Raw genomic sequence first — 17,113 nt, forward strand, 5'->3', positions numbered from 1 at the left:
TCAGTCCCCCGGATCAAATCGCGCCCCCCCTGGCGATTGGACCGGCGCCTAACGGGCGCCAGCCTCCTTCAGCTTGGTTTCGATCATCGCCCAGTTGGTGCCTTCGACCTTCTGGCCATTGATCAGGAATGTCGGCGTGCCCTCGATATTATATTCCTCGGCGGCTTTCTGGGTGCCCTCCATCAGGGCGTCGGCGGCTGCCGGATCGGAGAGGCAGGCCTTGGCCTGGTCCTCGGAAATGCCGCGCTGCTGGAAGAAGCTGATCAGGCCCAGTTGCTCGGCGAGCCGGACAAAGCGCGAGTCGGGTGCTGCCTTCAAAATGTCGCTATAGGTTGCCTCACCCATGGCCTGGGCCTTTTCGAACATCGTGCCCTGATAGCCCAGCGCCTGTTCGGTCAGTGGGAAATAGGGGCTCGCACCACCGCAGCGCGACAGGATGGCGGCAGACAGGTCGAGCGGATCGCGGACGAAATTGCGGATCTCGAAGCTGACCTTGCCGCTTTCGACATAGGTGTCGCGCAGCGGCGCAAAGGCCTGCTCGCCGAAATCCTTGCAGTGCGAGCAGGTGATGGACATATATTCGACCAGCTTGATCGGTGCATCGGGGTTGCCCATGACAATGCCGCCGGCGTCGGTCTTCGACACGGTTTCCGACCATTTCTGTCCAGCAGGGGCCTCGACCGCTTCAACGGTACCGGACGCGCTGGCTCCGCTTTCGCCTTCGGTTGCGTCGCCGCACGCGGTCAGGGCCAGAGCAAGGGAAATCGGAAGAAGTACAAGGGAATTACGCATGATAGGGTTCCTGTTCCAAATGATGTCTATTGTTTCGGGAGCGCGGCGAGAACCGGCTGCAGGGCTGGCCAGCTGTGCACCTTGGCGATCAGCTTATCGTTGATGGTGAAGCTTGGCGTTCCCGTGATCTTGACGGTTTCCGTGCCATATTTGGTCATCGCCAGAATCTGGTCCTGAGCCTTCTTGTCGACGAGGCAGGCATTGGTCTGTGCCTTGCTGAACCCGCGCTTGGCCATGATGCCGTAAAAGCCCACGTCGGCAGCAATTTTTTTCAGCCGCGTGTTGGGTTCGCCTTCATACCAGGTCTTCTGCACTTCCGGCGACGCTGCCATGACGGTGTTCAGCCATTTTCCCTGCGAGGCCATCAGCGCATTGTGATTGCCAAAAAACTTTGTCGGACCGCCGCATCGAGCGAGCGTTGCCGCGGTGAAATCGACCGCATCGCGAACATAGTTGCGCACCTCGGTGCTGACGTGGCCCTTGGCAATAAATCCGGATTTCAGCGGGGTCTTGGAGGCGACTTCGAAGGCCGCGCAATGGTTGCAGGTGTAGCTGACATATTCCACCAGCCGATTTTTCGCCAGCGGGTTGCCCAGGACATGGCCGCCCATGGGCGACATTGTCACCCGCTTGGTCCAGTCGGTCTGCTGCGCCGAAGCCGGTGCAGACATCGCCGCTGCTGTCAATATTGCCGAAGCAAGATACGCGCTTCTCAATTTCATGTCTGGTCCTTCTTCTTGTCGCCGCTACCGATCTTGCCGACGACCCTTATGCTCAACTTTGCATCGTTCTTAGGGGCCGCTTCCGCCTTTGCAACCGCCGATGCCAGCGATTCGAGCACCCGGTTCAGCTCCGCGTCGCCGATATCCCGCAAATTTTCGCCCAACTGGATCGGGGCGGGCTTCAGCGAAGCGGGCAGGGGTACCCTTTTTTCCCTGTCTTTCCGCGGCGTTACGACACCCTGTCTGAATCGAATCTGACTGACCGCGCCATAGCCGAAAAAGCGGTTCACCCGCTCGATGATGTCCGGGGATATATGCTGCATCATGGTGGCAAAGGCGCCGCTCACCACCAGATGCAGCGTCCCGCCTTCTTTTTCGCCCCGTGGAAAGCGAATCGATTCGGGCAGCGACACCGCGGCATAGCGTTCGCCGACGATTTCCGGCCAGCGGCTGACGACGGAGGACTGGATGAAACCATAGCGCCGAAAGGCAGCGCGACCGATTTCCGGCACCAGGTCGGATATATTTTTTGCCGGGCCGCCGCGCGGGCGCTGGTATTTCTGATATTTGCGGACCTGCGACTTTGCCGGCGATTTTCTGGGCGCAGGCGTGCCCTCGGGGATGGTTTTGGGCGTTGTATCGCCACTTGTGCCAATTTTCTTCGCCATAGCGACTGTTTATGGCATGGCGCGGCCATGGCCGTCGATAGTTTCTCCGCCAGAGCAGGCAAAATTTCCGCCAATATTGGTGCACATTATGTGGATAACGCCAGAAAATTGCCGTGGCGGGCACCCCCTGGCGGTGATTTGCCCGACCCCTATCACGTCTGGCTGTCGGAAATCATGCTGCAGCAAACCACGGTCGGTGCGGTCAAAAGCTATTTCGAGCTGTTCACGCGGCGCTGGCCCACGGTGGAAAGTCTGGCGCGCGCGAAGGAAGCGGACGTGCTGGCGGCCTGGGCCGGGCTGGGCTATTATGCCCGCGCGCGCAATCTTCATAAATGTGCCGTCCATGTCACTGAAAGACTGGGGGGAAATTTTCCTCGCAATGAGTCTGAACTGCTGAAGCTGCCCGGCGTCGGCGCCTATACCGCAGCCGCCATCGCCGCCATCGCCTTTGGCGAACGGGCGGTGGTCGTGGATGCCAATATCGAGCGGCTGGTGGCACGGCTGTTTGCGATTGGCACGCCGCTGCCCGGGGGAAAGGCAGAAATCCGCGCAGCGATGGACGCGATCACGCCTTCACGGGGTGCCGGGGACTTTGCCCAGGCCTGCATGGATATGGGCGCGACCATCTGCACGTCGAAAAATCCCAAATGCGATATCTGTCCGGTGCAGAACCAATGCGCAGCCTATGCCAGCGGCGCGATGGAATCCTATCCGGTGAAGCAACCAAAAAAGGCGAAGCCGGTTCGCCGGGCCCGCTTCTTCTGGATTGAGCGGCAGGACCGGATCCTGCTGGCGACGCGGCCCCCCAGCGGCATGCTTGGCGGCATGCGGGCGCTGCCCGATGATGGCTGGGCGGCGGGCAATGATGGCCATGCCCGGCCGCCCTTTCCGGGCGCGTGGCAGGTCCATGACAATATCGTCCAGCACAGCTTCACCCATTTTTCGCTCGAGGTCGATTTGGCAGTTTATCAGGACAGAAAAATCGTTACTGATATGACTTCCGATCTGTGGTGGCCACTGGCCGATATCGCGGACGCGGGCTTGCCGACCCTTTATACCAAGGTGGTGGAGTGGAAACTGAAGGAAGAAATATGATCGCTGAAAAAATTGCTACATCATTGGCCGGACCCTCTTTTTCCAGGCGTTCGGTGCTTGGCGGGATCGGCACCGGCGCGGTTCTTGCCGGCATGCCCGGTCTTGCCCTGGCAAAGGACATGGCAACGCCGTTTCCGGGACTGACCCGGATCATCAACGAATATGTTGCCGAGAAGAAGGTCGCTGGTATGCTGGCGATGATCGGCTTCGGACAGGCCCCGCCACAGGTGATTGCCGCCGGTTCGCTCAGCCTCGGCGGTGCAAAGCCGGTCGACAGCAATACCTTGTGGCGGATGTATTCGCAGACCAAGCCGGTCACCGGCATGGCGACGATGATGCTGATCGAGGATGGCCTGCTTTCGCTGGACCAGCCGCTCTCCGACATCTTCCCCGAATTTGCCGACATGCAGGTGCTGGTCGATCCGGAAGGCGCGCTCGACCAGGTCGAACCGGCCAAGATGCCGATCACCATCCGCCAGCTGCAGACCCATACCGCTGGCCTGGGCTATACGATCATCTCGAAAGGCCCGATCCAGAAGGCCTATCTGGCAGCAGGACTGACCCCCGGCCGGATCAGCCGCAACCCGCTTCCCGGCGTCGAGGCAGGCGCGCCGACACCGGATATCATGACCTTCATGAAGCGGCTTTCGGAATTGCCGCTGGTCTACCAGCCCGGCACCCAGTGGAGCTATTCGCTGAGCCACGACGTGCTGAGCGCGGTGATCGAGAAAGTGTCCGGCAAGCCGCTCGACCAGTTCCTGCAGGAACGGATGTTCGGACCGCTTGGCATGACCGATATCTTTTACAAGGTCCCGGCCGAGCGCGCCGTCGACCTTGCCGACAATTATGCGCCGTTCGCCGGCACTCTGATCCCGATCGATCCGGGCGCGACCAGCGTCTTTCTCGACAAGCCTCCTTTTGCCTTCGGCAGCACCGGACTTGTCGGGACCGCGGGCGATTATGACAAGTTCCTGCAGATGCTGCTGGGCTTCGGCACGGTCGGCAAGGTGCAGGTGATGAAGCCCGAGACGGTAAAACTGGCGATCTCCAACCTGCTGCCGGAAACCGCCAGCACCAAGGGCACCTGGGTGGCCAACCACGGTTTTGGCGCCGGCGGCCGCGCCGGCCTCGGCACCGAGGTCAGCCCCGCTGGTTCGTTCGGCTGGGGCGGCGCCGCCGGGACATCGGCCTTCGTCGATACCGTCCGCGGGTTGCGGGCCGGCGGCTATACGCAATATATCCCATCGAACAGCTATCCCTTCCAGTCGGATTTCCCGAAATATGTCTATGCCGACCTGATCGGCGCGGATCAGGCGGGCGTCGGCAAGACCAGCCCCTGAGCCGAATGATATCGTCTGCCGGAAGAGCAGAGCAGAGCAATAGACCCGCGCCGGAGAGAATATGCTGACAGACCGAAAAACGATCGTTCCGACCTTTTCCGGCGGGACCCTGGACCGCGCCGATCAGGTGCGGGTCAACCCGGACAAGCTGCGCGCGGCGATGATGAACCCACGGGCCAGGCTGCTCAAGCTCGACGGCCTCAACCCGGTGTTCGACGATTACGGCGATCTCGCCTGGGGCGCCGCCTATGAGGCCTCGCCGGAAAATGATCTGCTGTTGCTCGGCATCGACAACGACACGTCTTTCTTCGCAGAGCTGAACGGGGCAGGGGATTCGGTCCCGGTGGCAAATCCAGCCCTGTGGCAGTCGCTGGGCTCATTGCCTGCCGACCAGGCCGCGATCTACGCGACCGCGCGCAGCCTCGTCGACTGGCACGCGCGGCACCAGTTCTGCGCGCAATGCGGTCAGCCGACGCAGTCGCGCAAGGGCGGCTGGGCGCGGCTGTGTGATCGGGACAGCGGCGGTTGCGGAGCGGAACATTTCCCGCGCACCGATCCGGTGGCAATCATGCTGTCGGAATGCGAGGGCAAGGTCCTGCTCGGACGGCAACCGCGCTTCCCGCCCAAGCGCTTTTCGGCGCTCGCCGGTTTCCTGGAGCCAGGTGAAAGCATCGAAGGCTGCGTGAAACGGGAATTGTTCGAGGAAGCCGGGATCAAGGTCCGCGACGTGCGCTATGTTGCCAGCCAGCCGTGGCCGTTTCCGTCGTCGCTGATGATTGCCTGCACCAGCATCACCGACGATCCGACGCTGACCCTCGACGAGGAGGAAATCGAGGAAGCGGCCTGGTTCTCGCTCGACGAGGTCAGGGCGGCGATGGCGGGGGATCCGGATGCTCCGTTCATCGCCCCGCCACCCTTTGCCATTGCCCATGATCTGCTCCGGCACTGGCTGGACGGCAAGGAAGAATAGACAAAAGCAGGCCGGATCGCTCCGGCCTGCCCTGTTTCACGGCGATGATCCTATATTCCGAGGATCATCTGTTCACCCGGCACGTGCCGCAACCACCATTGCGCATTGGATGATGGCTTCCCGTCCCGGTCAATCACCGTCAGCGTCGGCGCGGCGTCGGCCTGGCCGCTGATCGATATGAAATCGCCGTCAAAGCTGGTGAAGGTCGTTTCGACGGGATCGCCATAGGTCGGGGCCTGTTCGAGCAATATCCCCACCGCAACCCGTTCGCCCATGCGGATGCTGTCAAAATAGTCGGAGTAATAGTGCACCCCGGCCATGTTGCGGCCAATCGAAATGTTCGCGGCCAGCTTGTCCAGTTCGCCCTGGATCGTCAGCCGGCCGGAAAATTTGCTATCCTGTACAAGCCGGCTGCCATCGGCATTGGGCACATAGGCCTGGCCAGGATCGAACAGCGGGCGCTCGACACCGCCGTCATTGCGTTCAAACATTTCGAAGAAAGCCTTGATCATGGTCACGCAGCCGCCGGCGACCGTGGCGTGGCCGGCACCATAAGCAGGGTGCATCGGCGATCCTTCCGGAAAGGCCATCGGCAGCAGCAGATTGCAGTCCTTGAAATTGCCGAACGGGGTGCTGCCGCCGGTGCAGTCGACCTTTCGCATATTGACCATCGCTGTCTTGTTCTGGTCCTTGTTGTGCGCGATAATCGCCTTCTTGATCGCCGTGGGAATTTCGGCATGCATTGCTTCAAACGCATCGCGTGCATCCCCCAGCTTGCCCGCTTCGCCGCATTCGACAAGGGCCATGCGTCCGCCCATCAATTCCGGGCGCGCCCGGCGGTGATAGTTGAACTTTTCGCGGCGCACGGCCTTCAGGCAGCGCGTGGCCACCTCGGTGACCAGCGAAAGTATGTGGGGCCCTCCGAAGGTGGCGAAGGCCGTCCGCCGGGGCGATCCGAGGCCGCCTTCGCGGAAGCCGGGTTCCGGAAAGCCCTTGGACGCCGGAACGCCCATGGCGTCGATGATCAGTACGGCGTTGAGATAGGCTTCGTACAAGGCGTCGTAATGGACGTAGGTGGCCAGATCGCGGGGCGTTGTGATGAATCGGCGCTTGTCCTCGAACAGGTCGGCGCCTCTGAAATTGGCGCCGTTCTGAACGTCGAGCCAGCTTGGCCAGTCGGTCATGTGGTCGAGACAGGTTTTGTGCACCGTCGACCGCTGGTCGATCGACAGGCTGCCATAGCGGACGAATCCGTCCTGCAGATCATATTCCGCGGCCTTGCCGGGATAGCTTGCCGCGCCGCCGCCGGGTCCAGCCAGCGCGGTGTTGCCGACAAGCATGAACTGGGAAAGATAGGGCCCGTTCAAGGCGCCCTTGGTTGAACCCCTGAATATGGTCTCAGTCGTCAAAGGCGCAGCAAAAGGGTCGCTGGGGTCCTGGGTACGGGCATAGCGGCGATTGCGCTCGAAGCCGTTGAGACCGGTTGAATCGACGTAGGGCGGGGTCGAGGATGTGGCGCCGCTGCCGCTGAAGAAGGGCATGGAGTTGAGGGCATCGACAACTTGCTGTCCGTTGAGCTTTGCGTTTCCGTTGCCATCGCACAGCTGTTTCGCGCTGTTGCCGGCGCAAATTGCCGTAAACGGGACATCGCGCAAAATCGCCAGCGCGTAGACTTCCGCAACCTCTGCCGTTTTTTCGGACGATCCCACACGCGGTGCCGGGGCCATGCCGACGCTGTCCGCATCCGGCCCCTGCAGTTCATAGACATGACCGGCCCGCGGGCTTTCCCATCCCCGCCATTGCGGCACATTGCCATTGATGGTGCATTGATAGGTGGGTGAGCCGGCTTCGGTCGCACGGTCCGTCGCGTCCTTGACATGATTTTCGAACAGGCTGGAATCGCTGCTGTTTATCGCCTCGACAAAGGTGCGGTAGTCGTCGCCAAAGCTCAGGATGCCAAACTCGTCATGATGCAGGCCCTTGGTGAAGTTCGAGGGGAATTTTGCGCCGGCATAGTCGAGTTCCTCGCCATTGTTGCGGGAAGCGGCATGGGGACGGGTTCGGGATATTTCGGTAGCCTTGTTGCGAAGCTCCTTGGCCTTGCGCGCACGTTCGGTGCCGTTGGGACAGGGTACATTATGGGGCAGTTTCATTTTAACATCTCCTTCGTTTCAAGAAAATGCGACCGGAACGATGCCCTCATTCTCGGGGGAGAGGGTCGTCGCTTCCGGTTCCAGAATATGGCCGGATCGCTCGATCGTGATTGGACAAAATGGACACGTATCCCGCAGAAAACTGTCGTTTATATCCTATTTATCATCTAAGCGGATGAATATGCTTGGATTATATCGACAAGGCTTTTGTCGATCAAAATGGCTAAGCGGTTGGTATTGCGATAAAAATAAAATACGCAAAAATTGCTCCGGGCCCGGCCCCTAGACCAGCCCCAGACTGGCCAGTTCGCCCAGCATCTCGGCGGGCATTTCTTCCGCGCCTTCCGCACCCTCTGCCAGATCGGCGGGGGCGTCCTTCTCCTCGAGATAGCGCCAGCCCTGATGGGCGCGCTTGGGAATCGGTTGGACCGCGATCAGCCGCGGTTCCAGCCGGATCCATTGCCGGCCCTGGCCATTGTCCATGAAGCCGATGATCGGCGAGCGGCCGACGATCTTCTTGGCGTGGATCCAGTAGAGCGAGCCGCCGACCATCTCCTCGTGTCGCTTGGGCAGGTAGCGGGTGGTCAGCCGGGCCTCGCCGCCGGTGGCCGGGTGGTCCCGATGCGATTCGAGCCACTGGCGCAGCGTCGCGGGGCTTTCGCTGCGATAGGCAATTTTGGTCATGTTGAGGGGCATGGACATGATCTGTGGGGGGAGACCGCTTTAGTCAAGCGCATTTGGGCAGAAATCGCGCCGCGCATCGACGCACCCGGATTATCCGAAGATATTTATTGCAAATGATTATCAATATCATACTATGGCTCCGGATTCGAAGAACGAGGAGAGAGAGATTGGGCGAGATTCTGGAGAAACTGTTGCTGCCGTTGCCGGATATCCGGACGATGCCAGCGGTCGAGGCAAGATTGATCATCGCCTTTCGGCTGGCGGTGGTGGCGCTGAAAAACGACTATGACTGCCGCGAGCAATTGTCCGACCGGCTGGGCGGCAAGCTGGCCGCGACCCGGATGCTGATACTGGCGGAGACGATCGGCTTTGCCTGGCCCGAGGCCTTCCAGATCGGTCGCCCCTGCTGCTCGCGGACCACCCCGGACGAAATATGGCTGGCTGCAGCGATCCGGCTCGCTGCCGGCGGCAACCGGCCCGCCTTCGACCTGCTCAGCTGCGAGATGATCGGCGACAGCGAACGCGAACGGATTTTCATCGACCTGCGGAATTTTGTGGCAGCCTATAGGGATGGCGCGGGCTGATCATCCTGGCAGCGGTGACGGGCGAGGTGACCGGCCGGACCGGACATCGGCCGGTGCGGCCTACAGCGGAAGCGACCGCTCAAATACCGTGACCTCTTTCTGGTTATATTCGGCTTGCCGCATTGCCCGGAAGCCAAGCTTCTCGGCCAGCCGGAGAGAGGGGCTATTGTCGGGGCTGATGATGCATACGGTTTTTTCAGGACGGAAGCTGTCATCAAGCCATTGTTGCACGGCCGTCATGGCCTCCAGCGCATAGCCTTTGCCATGGCCGGCCGCGGCGAGAACCCATGCGGCTTCATGGAAGGGATCGAAATCTGCACCAAGTCCGCGCCGGAAATCACTATATCCGACGTTGCCAAGAAATTGTCCGGAGCTTTTGTCGACAAGCGAAAACATGCCGTAACCCTTGACCTGCCAGTGTCCGAAATAGCCGAGAAAGCGGGACCATGCCTCGGTCTCGGTCGAGGGTGTGCCACTGATATGTCGGACCACGTCCGGGTCCTGCCACATCGCGCGGCACGCCTCGAAATCCTCGGCGACATGCGGGCGCAGCAACAGCCGGGGCGTTTCGATCACGGGCGTGACCTAGAGGCTCACGAGGCCGCTGCCGACCGCGAGGCTGAGGAAGGCGAGGAAGCCCATGGTGTCGGTTATCATGGTCACGAACACCGACGAGGCCAGCGCCGGATCCTGATCCATCCGGTCGAGCATGACCGGCACGAATATCCCGGCGAAACCGGCGATCACGATATTGATCAGCATCGCCAGCGCGATAACCCCACCGAGCACGGGATTGGCGAACACCAAGCTGACGCCGATGCCAACAAGCACGGCAATGGTGCCGCCGTTAAGCAGCGCTATCCGGAACTCGCGGCCGATGATCCGCCGCGTGTTGGAGCGGGTCAGCTCGTTCATCGCCAGGGCGCGGACCGAGACCGCCATCGTCTGGGTGCCGGCATTGCCGCCGATCGAGGCAACAATCGGCATGAGAATGGCGAGGGCCACCATCTGCTCGATCGCGGCACCGAAAATCGAGATGACAAAGCTGGCGACCAGCGCCGTCGCCAGATTGGCGATCAGCCAGCGGACGCGCGCCTTGTAGCTGTCGCGGATCGGCTCGTTGATGTCGCCGTCGCCGGCACCGGAGAGCAGCAGCACGTCTTCGCTGGCCTCGTCCTCGACGATGTGCAGAATGTCATCGACGGTGATCATGCCGATCAGCCGGCCGTCGTCGTTGATCACCGCGGCGGAGATCAGATTATATTTCTGGAAGCGCAGCGCGACCTCTTCCTGGTCCATGGTGACCGGGATCAGCGACTGCTCGCGCTTCATCACGTCGGCAATGGCGATGTCGCGCGGGGTGCGCAGGATCCAGCTGAGCTGGCAGGTGCCGATCGGGCGGAAGGCCGGGTCGACGACATAGATTTCCCAGAATTCGGTGGTCAGGTCGTCATTCTTGCGCAGATAGTCGATCAGGTCGCCGACCATCATATGTTCGGGCACCGCGACAAATTCGCGCTGCATGATGCGGCCGGCGGTTTCCTCCTCGTAGGTGAGGGCGCTCTCGATCGCGGCGCGGTCCTCGGCGTCCAGTTCGGCGAGAACCGCCTGCTGCTCGCCCTTTTCGAGATCCTCGATGATCGCGACCGCGTCATCGGTGTCGAGCTGCTCGGTCAGGCCGGCGATCTGGCCGGCGTCGAGCGCCTCGATCACGTCTTCACGGACGTGCTCGTTCATTTCGGCGAGCACGTCGGCGCTGACCAGGTCGCCGAGCGCATCGGCCAGCGGCGCGCGCTCGTCGGCGCCGATCAGCTCGAACAGATCGGCGATGTCGGCGTTGTGAAGCGGGTTGACCAGTTCCTGGGCCAGCGCGCTATCATTATCCTCGACCGCCTCGGATACCGAGCGGACGAATTCGTCGGTCAACCGGTTGTCTTCGTCGAGCACGTCTTCGCGTTCGATGACGGCGTCCGGAGCGTCGTTGATCTCGGTCATCGCGATGCTCCCTTTCTGCGTGCGTTGGGCTGCTTACTAGTCATTGCGACCCGGCAATTGCAATCTTTTGTGACAATTATCGCAAGGCAGGGTGATTTTTCCGAGCGGCTTGCCTATATGCGCCCCAAGAATGATTCAATGAACGAAAAGGAATATGCCTGATGGCCCACGAAAAAATGACTTTCCACCTCGACACCGGCGACGTCGAGATCAAGCTGCGGCCCGATCTGGCGCCCAATCACGTCGCCCGGATCACCGAGCTGGCGGCCGAAGGCTTTTATGACGGCGTCGTTTTTCATCGTGTCATCAACGGTTTCATGGCGCAGGGCGGCGATCCGACCGGCACCGGCATGTCCGGCAGCGACAAGCCCGATATCGCCCAGGAATTTTCCAAGGAACCGCATGTCGAGGGCACCTGCTCGATGGCCCGGACGATGGACCCGAACAGCGCCAACAGCCAGTTCTTCATCTGCCTCGATGACGCCGGCTTCCTCGATGGCCAGTATACGGTCTGGGGCGAAGTAACCTCCGGCATGGAAGCGGTGCACGCGCTGCCCAAGGGCGAACCGCCAGCGAAGCCGGGCGCGATCAAGTCCGTCACCCTCGGCTGATTGACCAATATGCGTCTCGACAAACCCAGGATCGCCCCGCTCGCCGAGTCCGAACTCGACGAGAAGAGCCGGGCGATGCTGGGCGAGCGTTTCAAGTCCGGCAAGATTCTCAATATCTTCCGGACGCTGATCAAGGCGCCCAAGGCCTATAAGGCGTTCATGTGGTGGGGCGGCTATATCCTGTCCGACCATAATGACCTGCCCGCGCGCGAACGCGAGATCATCATCCTGCGCACCGGCTTCAACTGGAAGTCGGGCTATGAATGGGCGCAGCACGTCCGGATCGGCAAGGACTGCGGTCTGACCGATCAGGAAATCGAGCGGATCAAGGCCGGGCCGGACGCGCCGGGCTGGACGCCGCTGGAACGCGCGATGCTGAAGGCAACCGACGAGTTGACCGGAGACGGTCATGTCGCGGATGCAACCTGGACGGCGCTGGCCGACCTGACCGAAAAGCAGCGCATGGATCTGGTGATGACGGTGGGCCAGTATAGCCAGGTGTCGATGATGCTGAACAGTTTCGGCGTGCAGCTCGACGACGATCTGAAACTGGACCCGGATCTGCGCGGCTAAAGGCCCGCTTGCACAACCCAGTCATGGAAAATGCGAACGGCGCGGTTCTTCATGTCCCGTTTGCGCGACACGAACCAGTAGCTGTACGGACTGTCGACCTCATGATCGAACAGGCGCACCAGCCGTGAGTCGTTGGCATCCGAAAAATGGCCGCCGTGCATGATCGCGATGCCGAGACCCTGAGCTGCAGCTTCCAGCATCAGCGGACCGCTGTCGAGATGGTCGATACCGGCCGGCTGGAGGTCGGGCAGGCCGACAACTTCCTTCCACTGGTCGAATGCCCGATTCATGTTGCTGTGAATCAGAATATTGTGATTCTTGAGGTCTTCCGGATGCTTGACGGAGTTTGGACCCTTGACCAGCTCTGCCGATGCAATCGCATAGACCTTGTTGCTGTCGAGCTTGACCGCATAGAGATTGGGATCGACGTCGTCGCTGATGATGATCGCGGCATCGACGGCGTCCCCCAGCATATTTTCAGCATGGGCAGACGTATCAACGTCAATATGCAGCTTGGGGTAGAGCTTCTTCAGTTCCGGCAGGCGCGGCAGCAGGCGCGTGGCGCCGAAGAGGGGAAGGACGCCCAGGCGCAGGCGCATGTCGCCGCCGGTCACCGTCATCTGGTCCACGGCCTCGCCGATGGTTTCCATGGCCGGCGCAACCGCTTTCAGCAACGCGTGCCCGTCTCCGTTAAGGATCATGGACTGGTTGCGCCGTTCGAACAGCGGCTTGCCGATATGGTCTTCCAGCGACTTGATTCTGCGACTCAGGGCCGGGGCCGACAGTGCCAGTTCCGCGGCCGCCGCTTTGGAGGAGCCCAGACGGGCTACGCGAATGAAAGCCTCTAGGGCGCGAAGGGGAGGGAGACGGCGCATAATGTTATCAATTTCATATTTGAATCAGCTTTGTGCAACGCAAAATAAGGCTCTAATCGAGAAAGTGCCGGAAAACAGGCACTACTAATATAGATAAGTTGCAATATGTGCAACCTTTAATGTTCTTTTCGCACTTGCACAATAAGTGGTTTCGATGCATTCAGGATGGGCCTTTCAGGCATCCTCTCCTAAAAACTTTTCAGGCCAGTTCTTCGGAACTGGCCTTTTTTTTTGGCCAAATTGCTCGGGTGCCGCTGCAATTGCAAAATCGGAGTCGTATATCGCCATTCTGATCCCTATCTTGTTGGAAACAACCGAAACGATTTAGAGGAGATACTCCCCCGTGTCCGATCCAGCGTCCGCCAACGACAAGCCCGAAGACGATAGCAAGCGCCTGAAACTGCAGGTGGCCAATGCCCGACCGGAAGACAGCGGCCGCGGGCTGGCGCGGCTGTCGCGGGAAAATCTCGGCAAGCTTGGACTGATCGAGGGTGATGTCGTCGAAATTCTGGGCAAGCAGGCGACCCCGGCGCGGGCGGTGCTGCCCTATCCCGAGGACGAAGGCCTCGACTTTGTCCGACTCGATGGCCTGCAGCGGGCCAATTCCGGTGCGGGTGCTGGCGACTTCGTGGAAATTCGCAAGGTCGAATCAAGGCCGGCCAAGAAGGTGGTGTTCGCCCCGGCCCAGAAGGACCTGCGGTTGCAGGGCAATGGCGGCGGTCTGAAGCGCAGTTTCATGGGGCGGCCGCTCAAGGCGGGTGATTTTGTTGCAACCCATGGCCAGCAGCAGGTCGATCGCGGCGACATGCCGCCGCAGCTGCGGCAGATGCTGGCCGCTCCGGCCTTTTCGCTGACCCAGATCAGGCTGAACGTCGTTTCGACGCTGCCCAAGGGTATTGTCCATATCGACGAGGAAACCGAGGTCGAGCTGCGGCCGGAATATGAGGAATCCACCGAGCATCGCCGCGCGGACGTGACCTATGACGATATCGGCGGCCTGCAGGAAACGATCGACCAGCTCCGCGAGATGGTCGAATTGCCGCTGCGCTATCCGCAGCTGTTTACCCGACTCGGCGTCGATCCGCCACGCGGGGTGCTGTTGCACGGCCCTCCGGGCACCGGCAAGACCCGACTCGCCCGCGCGGTGGCCAATGAAAGCGAAGCCGAATTCTTCCTGATCAACGGCCCCGAAATCATGGGTTCGGCCTATGGCGAATCCGAGAAGAAGCTGCGCGAGATATTTGAAGCGGCGACCCAGGCGGCTCCCTCGATCCTGTTCATCGACGAGATCGATTCGATCGCTCCGAAGCGCGGGCAGGTACAGGGCGAAGCCGAGAAACGGCTGGTAGCCCAGTTGCTGACGCTGATGGACGGGCTCGAATCGCGGGTCAACCTGGTGGTGATTGCCGCAACCAACCGCCCCGAAGCGATCGACGAGGCGCTGCGTCGTCCCGGCCGCTTTGACCGGGAAATCGTCGTCGGCGTGCCCGATGTGGCCGGTCGCCGCGAAATACTGGGCATCCATACCCGCGGCATGCCGCTCGACAAGGCCGTCGACCTGATGGAGCTTGCGCGAACCACCTATGGCTTTGTCGGAGCCGACCTGGCGGCGCTGACCCGGGAGGCGGCGATTGAAGCCGTGCGCCGGATCATGCCGAAGCTCGATCTCGAATCGGAAACAGTGCCGCCCGAGGTGCTGGAGGAACTGGTCGTCCAGCGGCATGACTTTGTCGAGGCGCTGAAACGCGTGCAGCCGTCGGCGATGCGCGAGGTCATGGTCCAGGCACCGGACGTGCGCTGGGAGGATATTGGCGGTCTCGACGACGCGCAGTTGCGCCTGAAAGAGGGCATCGAGCTGCCGATGAAGAACCCGGAGGCCTTTACACGGCTCGGCATCCGTCCGGCCAAGGGGTTCCTGCTGTACGGACCGCCAGGAACCGGCAAGACGCTGCTGGCCAAGGCGGTTGCGCGCGAAGCCGAGGCCAATTTCATTGCCACCAAGTCCAGCGACCTGCTCTCCAAATGGTATGGCGAGAGCGAACAGCAGATTGCGCGCCTGTTTGCGCGGGCCCGGCAAGTGGCGCCGACCATCATCTTCATCGACGAGATTGACAGCCTGGTCCCCGCCCGTGGCGGCGGCATGGGCGAGCCGCAGGTGACCGAGCGGGTGGTCAACACGATTCTCGCGGAGATGGACGGGCTGGAGGAAATGCAGTCGGTGATCCTGATCGGCGCGACCAACCGCCCCGGTCTGGTCGATCCTGCATTGCTGCGCCCCGGCCGGTTCGACGAGCTGATCTATGTGCCGGTTCCGGGCAAGGCCGGCCGTCGCCGAATTCTCGCGATCCACACGTCGAAAATGCCGCTCGCCAAGGATGTCGATCTCGACGACATGGCGGAACGCACCGATCGCTATTCGGGGGCCGATCTCGAGGATCTGGTGCGCCGGGCCGGCCTGCATGCGCTGCGTGAATATGGCGGGCTGGTCGAAACCGTCCAGATGAAGCATTTCGAGAAGGCGCTGGAGGACAGTCGGGCTTCGGTGACGCCGGAGATGGAGGAGGAATATGCCAAGATGGAATCGCAGCTGAAGCAGAATGCGATGCGCGTCGAGCCGATCGGCTTTGTCGCTCCAGGCATGCTGACGCCGGTGAACGGCAGCAAGCACTAGACCCCGTCTAGGATCCGCCGTCCATTCCGTCATCCAGGGTGAGGGTCTTGAACCCCCAGCCGAACAGGAAAACGCAGATGCCGGTCGCGAGCCAGAAGGGCAAGGGACCGGCATAGGTGTAGAGCAGGACACCGAAGGCTGGCGAGATGATGAAGGCCATGCCGTTGACCGATGCGACGATGCCGGCAACGCCATTCTGTTCCGACCGTTTCACCGCGAGCGATGCCCCGGCGGTGAAGCCCGGGCGAAACAGGCCGAACCCAAGGGAGGCGACGGCAAAGCCGATGATGATCCCGTGCAGGTCGTGCGAAAAACCGATCAGCAGGCAGCCGGATGCGCCGAGGACCATGCCCCATAATATCGACGATCGCGGACCCATTTGCAGCAGCGGAATCAGCCCCCATTGCGCCAGCAGCGTCGCCGCCGCTCCCGCCATAAGCACGATGCCGGTCATCTGGATGCCCATTTCCGGGTCGCTGCGCAGTCCAAGCCGGTCGAGCACCAGGAAGCCGACAACCCCGAGGATCAGCGCATGGGCGTTGCCGCCCAATATCCCGGTGATTAGCCAGGGTTTGATCCGCTCGTCGCCCCAGCGCAATTGCGGTGGCAGGATGGCTTCGTCGTCATCCTCCTCGTCGCGTTCCTTGAGGCTGTTGGACGAGGGCGCCGAACTATAGGGTTCGGACGTGACCACTCCGCGCGCCTGATAGCCGGGATTGTCGTTGGGCAGTTTCAGCGCCAGCGCGACCATCACCAGCAGGCCGATCGCGGCAAAGGCGAACATCGGACTCGACAGGCCCAGGAACGGCAGGATCAGCAACGGCGCGATGGCGGGTCCGACGATCGTCCCGAGACCGAAGGAGGAGGAAATCAGCGACAGCGCCTTGGTCCGGTTGGCGCGCGCCGTGCGCGAGGCGACGTAGGCCTGGACAGCGGGCGGGGCGGCAGAGCCCAGGCCGCCGTACAGGCTGCGGAACAGGGCAAAGAGAATGAATGTCCACAGTGCGCTATACCAGCCCAGCAGGCCCAGAAACAGCGCAAGGCCGGCCAGCGCGAAGGATGTGGTGAAGCCGATCATGCCCAGGCGCATCAGCGCCTTGCGGCCGCGATGGTCGGACTGGCGCGCCCATTTCGGTGCGGTATATACCCAGAGCAGGGCCGACCAGCTGAACGCCGCGCTTACCCAGAAATCGGGAATATCCAGCTGCGTGCCGATCGTGGGCAGGATCGATTGCATGGCGGTGTTGCCGGATGCGGTCACCAGCATGACCGAAAACAGCACGGCCATCCGGGTGCTGTCGATCGGCTTGGCGTCAGGAAAGGACGAGACTTTCCCGTCCAGCGGTTCGAAATCGGGAGAATCGGCCATGGCCGTTCTAT

At 61.4% G+C, this 17,113-nt stretch carries 16 protein-coding genes; 7 read left to right on the plus strand and 9 right to left on the minus strand.

The window, feature by feature from the left end:
- Positions 1-48: 48 nt before the first annotated feature.
- The 3 genes from V7650_RS13325 to V7650_RS13335 are packed head-to-tail and all read right to left on the minus strand — an operon-like array spanning position 49 to position 2,182.
- Positions 49-792 carry a thioredoxin domain-containing protein gene (locus V7650_RS13325; RefSeq protein WP_335656723.1) on the minus strand — a complete coding sequence of 248 codons (744 nt, stop codon included), beginning with the start codon at positions 790-792 and terminating at the stop codon, positions 49-51.
- Positions 793-818: 26 nt separating this feature from the next.
- Positions 819-1,514: a thioredoxin domain-containing protein gene (locus tag V7650_RS13330; RefSeq protein WP_335656724.1), complete on the minus strand. Its 696-nt coding sequence runs from the start codon at positions 1,512-1,514 to the stop codon at positions 819-821.
- A complete protein-coding gene (locus V7650_RS13335; RefSeq protein WP_335656725.1) occupies positions 1,511-2,182 on the minus strand; it encodes a DUF721 domain-containing protein in 672 nt (223 codons plus the stop codon). The genes V7650_RS13330 and V7650_RS13335 overlap by 4 nt, the downstream gene beginning before the upstream one ends.
- Before the next feature lie 27 nt (positions 2,183-2,209).
- Here V7650_RS13335 and V7650_RS13340 point away from each other — a divergent pair, with 27 nt between their 5' ends.
- The 3 genes from V7650_RS13340 to nudC all read left to right on the plus strand — a co-directional run bounded on the left by V7650_RS13340 (position 2,210) and on the right by nudC (position 5,587).
- Entirely contained in the window at positions 2,210-3,277 is a 1,068-nt protein-coding gene (locus tag V7650_RS13340) for an A/G-specific adenine glycosylase (RefSeq protein WP_335656726.1), read from the plus strand.
- A complete protein-coding gene (locus V7650_RS13345) occupies positions 3,274-4,617 on the plus strand; it encodes a serine hydrolase domain-containing protein (protein ID WP_335656727.1) in 1,344 nt (447 codons plus the stop codon). The genes V7650_RS13340 and V7650_RS13345 overlap by 4 nt, the downstream gene beginning before the upstream one ends.
- Before the next feature lie 61 nt (positions 4,618-4,678).
- Positions 4,679-5,587, plus strand: coding sequence for an NAD(+) diphosphatase (gene nudC, locus V7650_RS13350; protein ID WP_335656728.1), 909 nt, complete (start codon positions 4,679-4,681; stop codon positions 5,585-5,587).
- A 50-nt stretch (positions 5,588-5,637) separates the two neighbouring features.
- Here nudC and V7650_RS13355 read toward each other — a convergent pair whose 3' ends face one another.
- A complete protein-coding gene (locus V7650_RS13355; protein ID WP_335656729.1) occupies positions 5,638-7,740 on the minus strand; it encodes a hypothetical protein in 2,103 nt (700 codons plus the stop codon).
- Between the two features lie 282 nt (positions 7,741-8,022).
- Entirely contained in the window at positions 8,023-8,436 is a 414-nt protein-coding gene (locus V7650_RS13360) for a DUF1489 family protein (RefSeq protein ID WP_335656730.1), read from the minus strand.
- 155 nt (positions 8,437-8,591) lie between these two features.
- Between V7650_RS13360 and V7650_RS13365 the strand changes: the two genes are divergently transcribed.
- Positions 8,592-9,008 carry a hypothetical protein gene (locus tag V7650_RS13365; RefSeq protein ID WP_335656731.1) on the plus strand — a complete coding sequence of 139 codons (417 nt, stop codon included), beginning with the start codon at positions 8,592-8,594 and terminating at the stop codon, positions 9,006-9,008.
- A gap of 60 nt (positions 9,009-9,068) precedes the next feature.
- Here the strand turns inward: V7650_RS13365 and V7650_RS13370 are convergent, their stop codons facing one another.
- The gene (locus tag V7650_RS13370) at positions 9,069-9,584 is read right to left on the minus strand and encodes a GNAT family N-acetyltransferase (protein ID WP_335656732.1); all 516 of its coding nucleotides are present in this window, start codon (positions 9,582-9,584) and stop codon (positions 9,069-9,071) included.
- A 9-nt stretch (positions 9,585-9,593) separates the two neighbouring features.
- On the minus strand, positions 9,594-11,003 hold the full coding sequence (gene mgtE, locus V7650_RS13375) for a magnesium transporter (RefSeq protein WP_335656733.1): 1,410 nt from the start codon (positions 11,001-11,003) through the stop codon (positions 9,594-9,596).
- Positions 11,004-11,164: 161 nt separating this feature from the next.
- Here mgtE and V7650_RS13380 point away from each other — a divergent pair, with 161 nt between their 5' ends.
- Together V7650_RS13380 and V7650_RS13385 are read left to right on the plus strand one after the other, a co-directional pair.
- A complete protein-coding gene (locus V7650_RS13380) occupies positions 11,165-11,614 on the plus strand; it encodes a peptidylprolyl isomerase (protein WP_335656734.1) in 450 nt (149 codons plus the stop codon).
- Positions 11,615-11,623: 9 nt separating this feature from the next.
- Positions 11,624-12,187: a carboxymuconolactone decarboxylase family protein gene (locus V7650_RS13385; protein WP_335656735.1), complete on the plus strand. Its 564-nt coding sequence runs from the start codon at positions 11,624-11,626 to the stop codon at positions 12,185-12,187.
- Here the strand turns inward: V7650_RS13385 and V7650_RS13390 are convergent.
- Positions 12,184-13,062, minus strand: a complete 879-nt coding sequence (locus V7650_RS13390) for a LysR substrate-binding domain-containing protein (protein ID WP_335656736.1) — start codon at positions 13,060-13,062, stop codon at positions 12,184-12,186. The two genes, V7650_RS13385 and V7650_RS13390, sit on opposite strands and share 4 nt — an antisense overlap.
- Before the next feature lie 343 nt (positions 13,063-13,405).
- Between V7650_RS13390 and V7650_RS13395 the strand changes: the two genes are divergently transcribed.
- Complete coding sequence (locus V7650_RS13395; protein WP_442955297.1) at positions 13,406-15,733, plus strand: CDC48 family AAA ATPase; 2,328 nt, start codon at positions 13,406-13,408, stop codon at positions 15,731-15,733.
- A gap of 7 nt (positions 15,734-15,740) precedes the next feature.
- On the opposite strand, the gene V7650_RS13400 is transcribed toward V7650_RS13395, so the two are convergent.
- Entirely contained in the window at positions 15,741-17,102 is a 1,362-nt protein-coding gene (locus V7650_RS13400; protein ID WP_335656737.1) for an MFS transporter, read from the minus strand.
- Between the last annotated feature and the right edge of the window lie 11 nt (positions 17,103-17,113).

The organism is Parasphingorhabdus sp., assembly GCF_036964565.1.
GTDB lineage: Bacteria > Pseudomonadota > Alphaproteobacteria > Sphingomonadales > Sphingomonadaceae > Parasphingorhabdus.